Below are 13,941 nucleotides of genomic sequence, written 5' to 3'. Positions count from 1 at the left end.
CGAGGCTCAGGGCATGAACGACGACGAGATGTTCCGGGTCGACTCCTTCGACGACCTCCTGAACGCCCTGCCCACCCTGTTCGGCTTCGTGCCGCGCGAGTGCGTGATCGGCCTGTCGGTGTCCGGGCCGACGTGCCGGTTCGGGTTCCGCCTGCGACACGACCTGCCGCCGCGCGGCCGCGAGGAGGCCGTGGCGGCGGGGCTCGCCGAGCACCTCGTCCGCCATGGACGGGAGGGCTTCTTCCTGATCGCGCTGTCCGCCGACGCCGAGCGGGCGCGCGTCATGGTCACGGCCCTGCGCGACGCCCTGCCGATCGGACGCTCCTGGTTGGTGCTCTGGGCCGACGAGGACCGTGTGTGGTCCGCCGCGCCGGGGCACCCCGAGGAGGGAGTGGCCTACGCCCTCGACCGTCACCACGAGGCGATCGTGCGCGCCGTCGCGCAGGGCCAGGTGATCCTGGCGGACCGGTCCGAGCTCGCGGACGAGGTGGCGCCACCTGCGGAGCAGGACGAGGAACGACTCGACCGGACCCACGACGTCGCCCTCGAACGATTCCTCGAGCGCGCGACGACGACCGATCCGGCCCGCTTCCTCACGGCCGAGCGGGCGCGCGTCGCTCACCTCGTCGAACGTGCCCTCGGTGGCGCTGATCTGGCGGAGGAGGACCTGGTCGAGCTCGCGGTCCTGACGTCGTCGATGAACGTGCGGGACGCCGTCTGGGCGGGGATCGGGCGGGACAACGCACGCGGCATGCACCGCCTCTGGGCGGCGGTCTCACGGGTCGCGTCACCGGACTTCGCCCCGGCCCCGTTGTGCCTCACGGGATTCGCCGCCTGGCAGATGGGCGACGGCGCGCGGGCCCTCGTCGCCCTGGACCGGGCGCTGCGGCTGGAGCCCCGCTACCGGATGGGTCTGTTGCTGCAGGACGTGCTCGAGGCCGGCATCCATCCTGACCGGTGGTCTCAGGCTGATGTGACGGCCTGATCCGTCCTAGGGTGTCTGCATGGGACAAGATGTCGAAGCCCGGGAGTTCACCGGCGAGGACCGCGCACGCTACCGCGCGAAGGTGCGCCGGAACCTCGATGTCCTGGCCGCGATGCTGGGCCAGCAGGACTTCTCCGTGCCCGATCCGCACGTCGGCATCGAGATCGAGTTCAACCTGGTCGACGAGGTCGGCGACCCCGCGCTGCGGAACTCCGAGACGCTCGACGTGATCGCGGCCGAGGACTTCCAGACCGAGCTGGGCCAGTTCAACGTCGAGATCAACGTGCCGCCGTCGCCGGTCGCTGGTCGGGGTCTGGCCGCCATGGCCGACCGGATGCGCGACGACCTCAACACGGCGCAGGACAAGGCCCGAGGCATCGGCACGGAGATGATGATGATCGGCATCCTGCCCACCCTGGACTCGCGGCACCTCACGCGCGAGGCGATCTCGACCAACCCGCGGTACCACCTGCTGTCCGACCAGATCCTGACTGCGCGCGGTGAGGACATCCACATCGTCATCAACGGCGTCCAGCGGTTGCGGACGACGATCGACACGATCATCGCCGAGGCGGCGTGCACCAGCACGCAGCTGCACCTGCAGGTCGAGCCCGACGAGTTCGCGCCGACCTGGAACGCGGCCCAGGCGATCGCCGGCGTACAGATCGCGGTGGGCGCCAACTCGCCGTTCTTCCTGGGCAAGCGACTGTGGCACGAGACGCGCATCGCTCTGTTCGAGCAGGCCACCGACACGCGCACGGCCGAGTTGAAGGCCCAGGGCGTCCGCCCGCGGGTGTGGTTCGGCGAGCGCTGGATCACCTCCGTGTTCGACCTGTTCGAGGAGAACTCGCGGTACTTCCCGGCCCTGCTGCCGATCGTCGAGGACGAGGACCCCGTGGCCGAGGTCGAGGCCGGCCGGATCCCGATCCTGCCCGAGCTGCGCCTGCACAACGGCACCATCTGGCGCTGGAACCGGCCGATCTACGACGTCGTCGACGGCAGGCCGCACCTGCGGGTCGAGAACCGGCTGCTGCCGGCCGGTCCGACCGTCAAGGACACGGTCGCGAACGCCGCGCTGTTCTACGGGCTGGTGACGGCACTGACCGAGCAGGAGCGGCCGGTGTGGAGCCAATTGCCGTTCAAGGCCGCCGAGCAGGGCTTCCACGAGGCCGCCGTCGCCGGCATCGAGGCCGAGGCGTTCTGGCCCGGAGTCGGCACGGTCCCGGTGCGTGAGCTCGTCCTGCAACACCTGCTGCCGCTGGCCCACGTGGGACTCGAGAAGCGCGGCGTCGACGGGGCCGTGATCGACGAGTTCCTCCAGATCATCGAGCGACGCTGCGTCACCGGGCGCAACGGCTCGACCTGGATGATCGAGCAGTTCGACCGCCTGCACCGACGTGGCTCGGACGTCGCCGACTCGATGCGCGCGCTGACCAGGCGTTACGCCGAGCACATGGGCGAGGGCGAACCCGTGCACTCCTGGCCCGTCGGGTGACCGATTCGGAGCCGTGTGGGGGCTCGTGGCAGACTGGTGCCAGAGGTTGACCGCAGGCCTCATTGTCATGCCCGAAACGACGTTGTGAGGTTGATGTCCCGGTGACTCGTGCCGCCCAGACCGCAAAGGCAGCGACCGCGAAGAAGGCGCCCGCGAAGGCGGCCAAGAAGGCCCCCGGCGCCGCAGGCGACGACGACGCGGGCTCCGTGGTGAAGAAGGCGGCGGCCAAGAAGGCCCCCGCGAAGAAGGCCCCGGCCAAGAAGGCGCCCGCCAAGAAGGCCGCTGCCAAGAAGCTCTCCGAGGAGGTCGTGCTCGGCGATGCGATCGACCTGGCCGACGTGCTGGAGAAGCCCGCCCCGGCGGTGGACGCCGACGGCAAGAAGGTGCTCCCCGACATCGCCGACGAGGTGTTCGAGAAGGACCTCGCGTCCGACCCGACGATCAAGGCCGACGAGGAAGCCAGCTTCACGCTCTCCAGCGCCGACGACACCGACGAGCCCGCGGTCCAGGTGACCGTCGCCGGCGCGACGGCCGACCCGGTCAAGGACTACCTGAAGCTGATCGGCAAGGTCGCGCTGCTGACCGCCGCCGAGGAGGTCGAGCTTGCCAAGCGCATCGAGGCGGGCCTGTTCGCCGAGGAGAAGCTGGCCAAGTCCAAGCGCGTCAACGACAAGCTCCGCGAGGAGCTCGAGTGGATCATCGTCGACGGCCGCCGCGCCAAGAACCACCTGCTCGAGGCCAACCTGCGACTCGTCGTCTCGCTGGCCAAGCGCTACACCGGCCGCGGCATGCTGTTCCTGGACCTGATCCAGGAGGGCAACCTCGGTCTGATCCGCGCCGTCGAGAAGTTCGACTACACCAAGGGCTTCAAGTTCTCGACGTACGCCACGTGGTGGATCCGTCAGGCCATCACGCGCGCCATGGCCGACCAGGCCCGCACCATCCGCATCCCGGTGCACATGGTCGAGGTCATCAACAAGCTGGCCCGTGTCCAGCGTCAGATGCTGCAGGACCTCGGTCGCGAGCCCACCCCCGAGGAACTGGCCATCGAGCTGGACATGACGCCCGAGAAGGTCGTCGAGGTCCAGAAGTACGGCCGTGAGCCGATCAGCCTCCACACGCCGCTGGGCGAGGACGGCGACAGCGAGTTCGGCGACCTCATCGAGGACTCCGAGGCGATCGTCCCGGCCGACGCCGTGTCGTTCACCCTGCTGCAGGAGCAGCTGCACGCGGTCCTGGACACGCTCAGCGAGCGCGAGTCCGGTGTCGTGTCGATGCGTTTCGGCCTGACCGACGGTCAGCCCAAGACGCTCGACGAGATCGGCAAGGTCTACGGCGTCACGCGTGAGCGCATCCGCCAGATCGAGTCCAAGACGATGAGCAAGCTGCGTCACCCGTCGCGCTCGCAGGTGCTGCGCGACTACCTCGACTGAGTCGAGCCAGATCCGACCGAGCCGGCCCGCGACCTCATGGTCGCGGGCCGGCTTCGTCGTCGGGTGGTCGTGCCGCCGCACCGGCCGATGCCGCGGTGCCCGAGGGCCCCGTCCGGATGGGTTAGTCTGGGGCAACCGTTTCGTTGTCTTCTCGGGGGAGTTCCTCAGTGTCCGTCAGTCACCGGCTTCGACTTGCGGGTGTCGCCGCTGTCGGCGCACTCGTCCTGCCGCTCGTGGCCACCAGCTCGACCTTCGGTGTCGACGAGTCCGCGGTCGCCGAGCAGGCCCCGGCGGTCGTCCCCCAGGCCGAGGCCGCCCAACCGCAGGCCGCTGCGCCGCAGGCCGTGGCGCCCGCCGCCGCTGCTGCGACCGATCGGCGCCCCTTCGGTGCCGCCTACCCGGTCGAGGTCGAGCCCAACTTCTCGCGCCCGTACTTCGACAAGGGCGGTTCCAACCGCGACTACTCGCTGCTGAACGACCTCGAGCGCCTGATCCGTGGGTCGTACCAGACCCCCGACGGCAAGATGAAGTCCAAGAGCCAGCGCCGCGCCACGTCGGTGTACGCCGCGAACTCCCGCATGGAGGACTCGGTCCGGGTCGGCCGTGAGCTGGTCAAGGCCGCCAAGGCCGGCGTCAAGGTGCGCTTCATCCACCCGAACGCGCACCAGTCGCCCGCGTCGAACAAGCTGAGGAAGCAGCTCAACGCCACCAAGTACGGCAAGTTCAAGACCTGCTCCAACGGCAAGTCCATGGCCTGCCTCTCGCGGGTCAACGGGGCGCTCATGCACTCCAAGATCGTCATGGTCAGTGACACCTACACCCGCAGCGGCAAGCGCGCCCGGGGTGTCGTGTGGACCGGCTCGAGCAACTTCGGTGGCCGCAGCGCCGAGCGCACGTACAACAACGGCACGACCGTCTACAACGACAAGAAGCTGTGGTACCAGATGAGCGCCGTCTGGAACGACATGTGGGCCAAGCGCAAGATCGGCAAGGACTACGGCCGCTACATCGCCAAGCGCAACAGCCGCTACGGCTACAAGACCGCGACCCGCGACGGGTACACGAGCGCCTTCGCGCGCCGCGGCGTCCTGTACTCGAACCTGTCCAACTACACCGTCCACGTGTCGCCGCTGCGCGCCACGCCCACGAACGGTCGCGACCCGATCCTCAACGTGTTGAACCGTGTCGTCCCGGACGAGCAGTGCCGCATCCGCGTGATGGAGAACCGCTTCAAGTACCGCCGCATCGCGCTGGCGTACAAGCTCGCCGCGCTGAACAACGGCGGCTGCCGCGTCTCGGTGGTCGGGTTCAAGGACGACAACAAGAAGAACTACCTCGAGCACTGCCGTCAGGTGCTGCGCGTGTGCAAGCCGATCCTGGACGTCCTGAAGACCTCGCGCACCGAGGTCGACGCCGCGTACGCCCAGATCCACGACAAGACGATCCTCATCGACGCCAAGATGACGCCGAACCGGCTGAACCCCGAGGAGCGGCTGCCGAACGGCCGCGCCTGGCCCAAGGGCGGCTCGCGGGTCAAGATGACGGTCGCGGGCTCGGCCAACCTGACCGGCTCGAACCTGGTCGCCAGCGACGAGATCACCACGATCACGTCCGACGCGGACGTATACGACGCCTACGTCGAGCACTGGCGCTCGGTCACGCAGACGAAGGCCTACGGCGCGTTCAAGTACTGAGCCCGCACGTCCTGGGCCCGCCAACGGCAACGGCTCGCGGTACGCGCCCCGAGAGGGGATGCGCGCCGCGAGCCGTTCTCGTTGCTCGGGGTCTTCGGGCCGGGCCCGACCGGACTCAGACCGACAGGCGGTCGCTCTCGTCGCGGTAGGACACGGCGATCTCACGCAGCCGCTCCTCGTGCTGACGGCCGTGGTGGGCACAGAACATCAGGTCGGTGCCGGCAGAGAGCTCGACGCGGACAAAGGCCTGCGCGCCGCAACGGTCGCAGCGGTCGGCGGTGGTGAGGGCGGGGAACTCGGCAGTGGCGTTCACGGTGTCCTCGTTTCGTCGGGGGGAGATGGGTCGAACTACACCATGAATACTCTCTCACCGAGCCAAATCCGCACGAACACGCGGGGGCCGCGTGTCACGTCCGGTCCGATGGGTGCGGGTCGATACGGTGGCAGGTGGGGAACCTGATCAGGAGGAACAGGACATTTCGACTTACGACGCACGCAATCTGCTCGTCCTCGAGGGACTCGAAGCGGTGCGCAAGCGGCCCGGCATGTACATCGGCTCGACCGACACGCGCGGCCTCATGCACTGCCTGTGGGAGATCATCGACAACTCCGTCGACGAGGCGCTCGGTGGCCACGGCTCGCACATCGGCGTCATCCTGTACGCCGACGGGTCCGTCGAGGTCCGTGACGACGGCCGTGGCGTCCCGGTCGACATCGAGCCCAAGACCGGCTTGACCGGCGTCGAGGTCGTTTACACCAAGCTGCACGCCGGCGGAAAGTTCGGCGGCGGGTCCTACAACGCCACCGGCGGCCTGCACGGCGTGGGTGCCTCGGTGGTCAACGCGCTGTCCGAGCGGCTCGACGTCGAGGTCGACAAGGGCGGCGCCACGTGGGCCATGTCGTTCCGTCGCGGCACGCCGGGCGTCTTCGCCGGTGACGGCGCCGACGCGGACTTCACCCCCGACAACACGCTGCGCAAGATCGGCAAGGTCGCCAAGTCGCGCACCGGCACCCGCGTGCGCTACTGGGCCGACCCGCAGATCTTCATCAAGGGCGCGAAGTTCTCGTACGAGGACCTGGTCGGCCGCGCCCGTCAGACGTCCTTCCTCGTGCCGGGCCTGCGCATCGTCATCCGCGACGAGCGGGGCGAGGAGCCGCGCGAGGAGGAGTTCTTCCACGAGGGCGGCATCTCGGAGTTCTGCGACTTCCTGGCGCCCGACGCGCCGGTCTGCGACGTCCTGCGGATCCAGGGCGAGGACACCTTCGTCGAGACGGTCCCCGTGCTGGACACGAAGGGTCACATGACCCCGCAGGACGTCGAGCGCACCCTGGGCGTCGACATCGCGCTGCGGTGGGGCACCGACTACGACACGGTCATGAAGTCGTTCGTCAACATCATCGCGACGCCCAAGGGCGGCACGCACGTCTCGGGGTTCGAGCGCGGCATCACCAAGACCTTCAACGAGGTGCTGCGCAACACCCGGCTGCTCAAGAACGGCGATCCGGACGTCACGAAGGAGGACGTGCTCGAGGGCCTCACCGCCGTCGTCACCGTCAACCTGGCCGAGCCGCAGTTCGAGGGGCAGACGAAGGAGGTGCTGGGCACCCCGGCGGTCACGCGCATCGTGAACAAGATCGTCACGCGCGAGCTGAGCGCCTTCCTCACGTCCACCAAGGCGGCGCAGAAGGCCAAGGCCCGTCAGGTCCTGGAGAAGGTCGTCGGCGCCTCGCGCACGCGGCTGGCAGCGCGCCAGCAACGCGACGCCCAGCGACGCAAGAACGCCCTCGAGTCCAGCGCGCTGCCGGCGAAGCTCGCCGACTGCCGCAGCACCGACATCGAGCGTTCCGAGCTGTTCATCGTGGAGGGCGACTCGGCCCTCGGCACCGCGAAGTCGGCGCGTGACGCCGAGTTCCAGGCGCTGCTGCCGATCCGGGGCAAGATCCTCAACGTCCAGAAGGCCAGCATCGGCGACATGCTCAAGAACGCCGAGTGCTCGTCGATCATCCAGGTGGTCGGCGCGGGCTCGGGACGCACGTTCGACCTCGATGCCGCCCGCTACGGTCGCATCATCTTCATGGCCGACGCCGACTCCGACGGCGCCCACATCCGCTGCCTGCTGGCGACGTTGTTCTTCCGCTACATGCGCCCCATGGTTGAGGCCGGCCGCGTCTACACGGCCGTGCCGCCGCTGCACCGGATCGAGCTGGTCTCGCCCAAGAAGGGCCAGGACAAGTACATCTACACGTACTCCGACGCCGAGCTGCAGCGCACGCTGGCCCAGCTGAAGAAGCGCAACGTCCGCTGGAAGGACGCGCCCCAGCGCTACAAGGGCCTCGGCGAGATGGACGCCGACCAGCTGGCCGAGACCACGATGGACCCGCGCCACCGGACGTTGCGGCGGCTCACCGTCGACGACGCCGAGGACTCGGCCGCCGTCTTCGAGCTGCTCATGGGCAACGAGGTGCCGCCGCGCAAGGAGTTCATCATCCAGGGTGCGTACGAGATCGACAGCGAGCTGATCGACGCCTGACCCGGCCGTTCGCCACGGCGCGACAGAGCCCCCGTACGTCCGACGTACGGGGGCTCTGTCGCGCAGGTCAGGGGTTGAAGGTCAGGTACACGTCGTAGACGGCGACCGCCTCGCCCTTGGCGTTCTTCTTGGTCTTGCCCGTGTTCACGCTCTTGTAGTCAAAGCCGTCGTGGCTGCGCTTGAAGGCGGCGGCGTTGCCCGGCGTCGCACCGGGAACCTTCGCCCACTTGCCGGGATGGTCCTTCAGCGCCTCGATGACCTCGGGCGTGTAGATCCTCGAACCACGACCGCGACCGACGGTGCTCGCGGGGACCTCGTCGACGAACTCCAGTGCCATGCGCCTGCCTTCCTCGAAAGCTCTGTGATGCACGACACTAGCGGAGGCGGGGCTCGTGAGGGCGGCCCTGAAGTCCCGCCGTCTCAGTCGACCGGTGTCATCAGCCCGGAGTCGACGTCGTAGATGAATCCGCCGACGCTGACCGAGTCGGGGACGAGCGGGTGACTGCGCACCCGGTTGACGTCGGCACGAACGGTGGACTCCTGGTCCTCGATGACGCCGATGGTCATCCAGGAGGCGTCGGTGCCGCTCTTGGCGCCGATCTTCTCCTTGACGTCCGCCTCGGTGGACGTGGCCATGGCGCAGCGGGTGTGCTCCATGACGACGACGCGCTCGACCTTGAGCAGCGAGACGCCCAGGACGATCGCCACGAGCACCTGGTCGGTCACGCGACCGCCGGGATTGCGCAGGATCTTGGCATCGCCGGGCTGGAGGCCGATCACGGCCAGCGGGTCGATCCGCGAGTCCATGCACGTCACCATGAGGACGCCGGCCCGGGCGATGCCGTCGAAGCCTCCCTCATGGGTCTGGGAGTAGCGGCGGTTCGCCTCGAGAAGATCGTCGAAAGTGCTCGTCATGAGGAGAAAATATCGCGTCGACGCAGTAACAGCAGGGCGAGGGCCGCGGCGATGAAGGCGGCGACGGCCGCGCCGGTGAAGACGGCCTGCAATTGCGCGATCCCGGCGTCGCGCATCGCGCCGGTGTAGGCCCCGCACGCGGTCGACTCACCGTCGCACAGGCTCTCGACCGAGGGGATCTTGGCGACCGCGCCGCGGAAGGTGCGCAACCCGATGGTGGTCAGTGCCGAGATGCCGATCAGCATCCCGACCATGCGAGCGACGACGAGCAGGGCGCTGGCCAGTCCGTGCACGTCGGCAGCCGTGTGCTCGAGCAGTGCGGCGTTCACCGGCGCGAGCGCCAGGCCGAAGCCGAAGCCACACGCGGCCAGCACGACGGTGGACGAGAAGGACTCCAGCGACTGCGCGTCCCACGAGCCCATCACCAGGAAGCAGGCGCCCGACAGGGTGAGGGCGGCGGCGGTCAGGGGACCGGCGGGCACGTGGCGCAACAGCCATCCGCCCAGCACGGCGCCGACGGGCAGGGCCACCAGGAACCGCACGAGCACCAGCGCGGCTTCGAGCTGATCGTCCGGGGCGATCGTGAGGCGGGCGAAGAACGGGATGTCGACCAAGGCGGCGATCAGGGCGGCGCCGACGAAGAACGAGACGGCGATCGACCCCCACGCGGGCGTCGCCGTGAGGGAGCCGCGCGGGATGAGCGGGTTCGCGGCGCGCCGGCCGCGCCACACGAACGCGGCCAGGGCGAGTGCGGCGATCGGCAGCAGCACGACGGCGTCGTCGGCCAGCACGGCCTGCTCGGGCTCGGCACTCGCGAAGGTCACGATGACGGCGCCGAGCGCCACCGTCAGGGCCGCGGCGCCCCACAGGTCGGTCTCGCGCGCGATCTCGCCCCAGCCGCGCCAGGCGAGCAGCGGACGCGCCGCGGTGGCCTGCCGCACGACGAACGCGAGCAGGAACGCGTAGCCGGCGAGCGCCAGGGGAGTGAGCCAGCGCGAGTCGCCGGTGACCGGCAGGAACGCCAGGCCGCTGGTCACGCCGGTGGTGAGCGACTCCGGTTCCATCATCACCAGCAGCAGACAGATCGACGCGATCCCGACCAGGATCAGCCCCCAGAGGTCGAACCCCCGCGTGCGCTCCGCCGGCCGGTGACGCAGCATCGCCGCGGCGATGGCCAGCCCGACGGCGGCGTTGAGCCAGAAGATGTCGTGCCACGTGCCGAACGCGAGGATCGCAGCGCCCCACAGCGGGCCGACGACGCTGCCCAGCTCCTGGACGGCGCCGATGATGCCCAGCGGCATCCCGCGGCGCTCGGCCGGCCAGGTGTCGGCGATCAGGGCCAGCGTGGGCGGGATCAGCCCGCCGCCGCCGATGCCCTGGATCAACCGGCCCAGCACGATGGTGGGAAGGTCGTACCCGGCGGCCGTGATGACCGATCCGATCGCGAAGACCACGAGGCAGCCGGTCAGCACCGGGACGCGTCCGCGCAGGTCCGAGACCCGTCCGATCAGCGGGAGCACGGCGACGTACCCCAGCAGGAAGCCCGAGATGATGGGCGCGGCGCGCTGCAGCTCGGCGACCGTGAGGCCGGCGGCCGTCATCATGTCCGGCAGGGCCAGCACGACGACGTACGTGTCGGCGGCGGCGAAGCCGATCGCGACCGCCGCGAGCGCCAGCAACCCGCGCGACGCGAGCTCCTTCATCGGCACGGGATCAGGGGGCGGTGATGTCGGCGGGCTCGTCGCGCGGCTGCAGCTCCACGGTGTAGGTGACGTTGTCGTCCCCGTAGAACGGGCCGGTGATCTTGGCGTCGTGCAGCTCGTCGTCGTCGGTGAGGCGGTAGACGACGTCGAAGTTCTCGTTCTGGTCGGCCGTCGGAATCAGGGTGGCGATCCGGTCGCCGGGGATGTCGCCCTCGATCTCGGTCAGCACGGTGTCGCCGTCGCGGGACTTGTCGCCGGTCTCGACGTCGGTGGTGACCTTCAGCAGGCCCGCCAGGCCGGAATCGGCGTCGGAGCCGAGCAGGTCGGCGGGGTCGGGCGCGCCCAGGCTCTTCGGGTCGAGCGGGGCCCACACCGGCGAGAAGCCTGTCTTGGCGTAGACCTTGTCGTCGACCGCGATGACCTCGGCGCCGATCGTGGCGCCCCCGGCGACGATCTTGACGTCGCCGCTGAAGGCGGGGGAGTGGTCGCCCACGCCCTTCGCCGAGAGCAGGCCGCGCACGCCGTCGGGCAGCGACGACGTGGCCAGCGAGATGTCCAGGGCCTGCGCGTCGGCGAGGGCCTGCGCGGCTGTGTCAAGGCGCTCGGCGGCGTCACCGGAGTCGGCGTCGTCACCCGTGCAGGCGGTCAGCAGCAGCGTGCTGGTCAGCAGTGTGGCGGTCAGCAGTCGTGAGAACACGCTGGTCAGTCTGACACGTTTCTGGCGCCCGGCAGGTCGGACGCGGATGCCGAGACACCGGCGATCGGCTGGGCCACCGGAGTGCCCGATGCGTCGCGCTTCTCGACCACCTCGGGCAGGTCGACGGGCGAGCCGCTCGCGGCCGATGCGACCGGCATCCCGTCGCCGACCCAGGCGAAGACGAGGGCGTCCTCACCCCGGACCAGCCGCTGGCAGCGGACGCCGCCGGTGCCTCGTCCCTTGCCGGGGTAGACCGACAGGGGAGTCACCTTGACCGAGCCGGTCTGGGTGCCCGGCAGGGCCGACGAGCTGCCGGCGACCGTCACCACGTGAGCCGTCTCGATGTCCGAGACGGCACCGAAGGCCACGACGTGGGCGCCCGCGCCGAGCTTGATGCCCGCGACGCCGCCGCCACTGCGGCCCTGGGGGCGCACGACGGAGGCCGGGAAGTGCAGCAGTTGCGCCTCGGACGTGACGAACGCGAGCTCCTCGTCGCCGGTGGTCAGGGGCACGGCGCCGACGACGCGGTCGCCGTCCTCGAGTCGGATGAGCTCCCAGGAGTCGCGGTTCGTCAGGTGGTCGGGCTTGACCCGCTTGACGACACCGGCCCGGGTGCCCATCGCGAGGCCGGGGACGTCCTCGTCGAAGTTCATCAGGGTCAGGGCGTCGCCGTCGAGGCTCAGCAGCTCGGTCAGCGGGAGCCCGCCCTGCAAACGCGGCGAGTCCGCGGTCGGGGGCAGGTTCGGCAGGTCGACGACGTCGAGGCGGTGGACCGTGCCGGCCGAGGTGACGACTCCGACCTGGCCCCGGGCGGTGGCGCGGACGGCCGCCACGACGGTGTCGTGCTTGGCGCGCCGGCCGTGGGTGCCCAGGGGCTCGGCATCGGACGTGCGGGCCACCAGGCCGGTCGAGGAGAGCAGGACCCAGCACGGGTCGTCGGGGACCTCGAGGGAGCCGCCGGCGGCCGCGAGCGCGGGAACGCCGGCCGACTCCAGCAGGACGGTGCGCCGTGGCGTGCCGAACTCCTGGGCCATCTGGGCCAGCTCGTCGCCCACGTGGCCCCGCAGCACCTGCTCGTCGGCCAGGATCGCGTCGAGCTCCTCGATGGTGCGGCGCAGCTCGTCGGCCTCCTTCTCCAGCTCGAGGCGTGAGAAGCGGGTGAGGCGGCCCAGCTGCAGGTCGAGGATGTAGTCGGCCTGCAGCTCGGACAGGTCGAAGACCGACATGAGCCGCCCGCGCGCCTCGCCGCGGTTGTCCGAGCCGCGGATCAGCTGGATGACCTCGTCGATGTCGAGGATGGCGATCATCAGGCCGTCGACGAGGTGCAGGCGGTCGGCGGCCTTGCCGCGCCGGTAGGTGGTGCGGCGCCGGACGACGTCGATGCGGTGCTCGAGGTAGACCGTCAGCATCTCGCGCAGGCCCAGGGTCCGGGGCTGACCGTCGACGAGGGCGACGTTGTTGATGCCGAACGAGGACTCCAGCGGCGTCTGGCGGTAGAGCTGAGCCAGCAGCGCCTCGGGGACGATGCCGTTCTTGATCTCGATGACCAGCCGCAGGCCGTGCTTGCGGTCGGTGAGGTTCTTCAGGTCCGAGATGCCCTGGATCTTCTTGGCCTGGACCAGCTTCTTGATCGACTCGATGATCTTCTCGGGACCGACGTTGTAGGGCAGCTCGGTGACGATGATGCCCTTCCTGCGCGGCGTCACGTTCTCGACCCGGGTGGTGGCCCGCATCTTGAACGAGCCGTTGCCCGTGGCATAGGCGTCGCGGATGCCGTCGAGTCCGACGATCTTGCCGCCGGTCGGCAGGTCGGGACCGGGGATGAAGCGCATGAGGGCGTCGAGGTCGGCATCGGGGTGGTCGATCAGGTGGCGCAGCGCCTGGACGACCTCGATGAGGTTGTGCGGGGCGATGTTGGTGGCCATGCCGACGGCGATGCCCGAGGCACCGTTGACCAGCAGGTGGGGGATGGCCGCGGGGAGCACCGTGGGCTCCTGCAGCCGGCCGTCGTAGTTGGGCTTGAAGTCGACCGTGTCCTCGTCGAGCGAGGCCGTCATCGCCTCGGCGGAGCGATCCATGCGGATCTCGGTGTAACGCATGGCGGCGGGCGGGTCGTCGGGCGAGCCGAAGTTGCCGTGGCCGTCCAGCAGCGGCAGCCGCAGCGCCCACGGCTGGACCAGGCGGACCAGTGCGTCGTAGATCGCGCTGTCGCCGTGCGGGTGCAGCTTGCCCATCACCTCGCCCACGGGGCGGGCGCTCTTGACGTGGGGCCGGTCGTGGCGCAGTCCCATCTCGTCCATCGTGTAGAGAATGCGCCGCTGCACGGGCTTGAGCCCGTCCCGTGCGTCGGGCAGGGCCCGGGCGTAGATCACCGAGTACGCGTACTCGAGGAAGCTGGAGCGCATCTCGTCGCCGACGTCGGTGTCGAGGATGTGCTCCTCGAAGTCCGCGGTCTCGGTACCAGATCCAGTCACGCGGGCCATTCTCC

11 protein-coding genes are annotated in these 13,941 nt (G+C 69.7%); 5 read left to right on the top strand and 6 right to left on the bottom strand.

The window, feature by feature from the left end; genetic code table 11:
• Positions 1-13 precede the first annotated feature (13 nt).
• The 4 genes from H9L21_RS08910 (at position 14) to H9L21_RS08895 (ending at position 5,607) form a co-directional block, all read left to right on the top strand.
• A complete protein-coding gene (locus H9L21_RS08910) occupies positions 14-985 on the top strand; it encodes a DUF4192 domain-containing protein (protein WP_154594827.1) in 972 nt (323 codons plus the stop codon).
• A gap of 19 nt (positions 986-1,004) precedes the next feature.
• On the top strand, positions 1,005-2,480 hold the full coding sequence (locus H9L21_RS08905; RefSeq protein WP_154594828.1) for a glutamate-cysteine ligase family protein: 1,476 nt from the start codon (positions 1,005-1,007) through the stop codon (positions 2,478-2,480).
• 101 nt (positions 2,481-2,581) lie between these two features.
• A complete protein-coding gene (locus tag H9L21_RS08900) occupies positions 2,582-3,913 on the top strand; it encodes an RNA polymerase sigma factor (RefSeq protein ID WP_187411392.1) in 1,332 nt (443 codons plus the stop codon).
• Between the two features lie 167 nt (positions 3,914-4,080).
• Positions 4,081-5,607 carry a phospholipase D-like domain-containing protein gene (locus tag H9L21_RS08895; RefSeq protein WP_154594830.1) on the top strand — a complete coding sequence of 509 codons (1,527 nt, stop codon included), beginning with the start codon at positions 4,081-4,083 and terminating at the stop codon, positions 5,605-5,607.
• A 115-nt stretch (positions 5,608-5,722) separates the two neighbouring features.
• Here H9L21_RS08895 and H9L21_RS08890 read toward each other — a convergent pair whose 3' ends face one another.
• Positions 5,723-5,920 (bottom strand): DUF7455 domain-containing protein, encoded by a 198-nt coding sequence (locus H9L21_RS08890; RefSeq protein WP_154594831.1) that lies wholly within the window; start codon positions 5,918-5,920, stop codon positions 5,723-5,725.
• A 127-nt stretch (positions 5,921-6,047) separates the two neighbouring features.
• On the opposite strand from H9L21_RS08890, the gene H9L21_RS08885 reads away from it, so the two are divergent.
• Positions 6,048-8,138 carry a DNA gyrase/topoisomerase IV subunit B gene (locus H9L21_RS08885; protein WP_222865748.1) on the top strand — a complete coding sequence of 697 codons (2,091 nt, stop codon included), beginning with the start codon at positions 6,048-6,050 and terminating at the stop codon, positions 8,136-8,138.
• 67 nt (positions 8,139-8,205) lie between these two features.
• Here H9L21_RS08885 and H9L21_RS08880 read toward each other — a convergent pair whose 3' ends face one another.
• From H9L21_RS08880 to H9L21_RS08860, 5 genes are all read right to left on the bottom strand, one after another.
• Positions 8,206-8,475: a hypothetical protein gene (locus H9L21_RS08880; protein WP_154594832.1), complete on the bottom strand. Its 270-nt coding sequence runs from the start codon at positions 8,473-8,475 to the stop codon at positions 8,206-8,208.
• 83 nt (positions 8,476-8,558) lie between these two features.
• Positions 8,559-9,053 carry a beta-class carbonic anhydrase gene (locus tag H9L21_RS08875; protein WP_154594833.1) on the bottom strand — a complete coding sequence of 165 codons (495 nt, stop codon included), beginning with the start codon at positions 9,051-9,053 and terminating at the stop codon, positions 8,559-8,561.
• Positions 9,050-10,756, bottom strand: a complete 1,707-nt coding sequence (locus H9L21_RS08870; protein ID WP_154594834.1) for an MFS transporter — start codon at positions 10,754-10,756, stop codon at positions 9,050-9,052. The genes H9L21_RS08875 and H9L21_RS08870 overlap by 4 nt, the downstream gene beginning before the upstream one ends.
• Before the next feature lie 10 nt (positions 10,757-10,766).
• Positions 10,767-11,453 (bottom strand): LppX_LprAFG lipoprotein, encoded by a 687-nt coding sequence (locus H9L21_RS08865; RefSeq protein ID WP_187411391.1) that lies wholly within the window; start codon positions 11,451-11,453, stop codon positions 10,767-10,769.
• Positions 11,454-11,458: 5 nt separating this feature from the next.
• Positions 11,459-13,936: a DNA gyrase/topoisomerase IV subunit A gene (locus tag H9L21_RS08860; protein WP_154594836.1), complete on the bottom strand. Its 2,478-nt coding sequence runs from the start codon at positions 13,934-13,936 to the stop codon at positions 11,459-11,461.
• Positions 13,937-13,941 lie beyond the last annotated feature (5 nt).

This window comes from Aeromicrobium senzhongii (assembly GCF_014334735.1).
GTDB lineage: Bacteria > Actinomycetota > Actinomycetes > Propionibacteriales > Nocardioidaceae > Aeromicrobium > Aeromicrobium senzhongii.
This window is presented reverse-complemented; position numbering and strand designations above follow the sequence as displayed.

Bases quoted from the DNA above. Each gene is read 5' to 3' on its own strand.
- H9L21_RS08880 (WP_154594832.1), bottom strand. From the start codon at position 8,475: ATGGCACTGGAGTTCGTCGACGAGGTCCCCGCGAGCACCGTCGGTCGC.
- H9L21_RS08905 (WP_154594828.1), top strand. From the start codon at position 1,005: ATGGGACAAGATGTCGAAGCCCGGGAGTTCACCGGCGAGGACCGCGCA.
- H9L21_RS08875 (WP_154594833.1), bottom strand. From the start codon at position 9,053: ATGACGAGCACTTTCGACGATCTTCTCGAGGCGAACCGCCGCTACTCC.
- H9L21_RS08910 (WP_154594827.1), top strand. From the start codon at position 14: ATGAACGACGACGAGATGTTCCGGGTCGACTCCTTCGACGACCTCCTG.
- H9L21_RS08860 (WP_154594836.1), bottom strand. From the start codon at position 13,936: ATGGCCCGCGTGACTGGATCTGGTACCGAGACCGCGGACTTCGAGGAG.
- H9L21_RS08870 (WP_154594834.1), bottom strand. From the start codon at position 10,756: ATGAAGGAGCTCGCGTCGCGCGGGTTGCTGGCGCTCGCGGCGGTCGCG.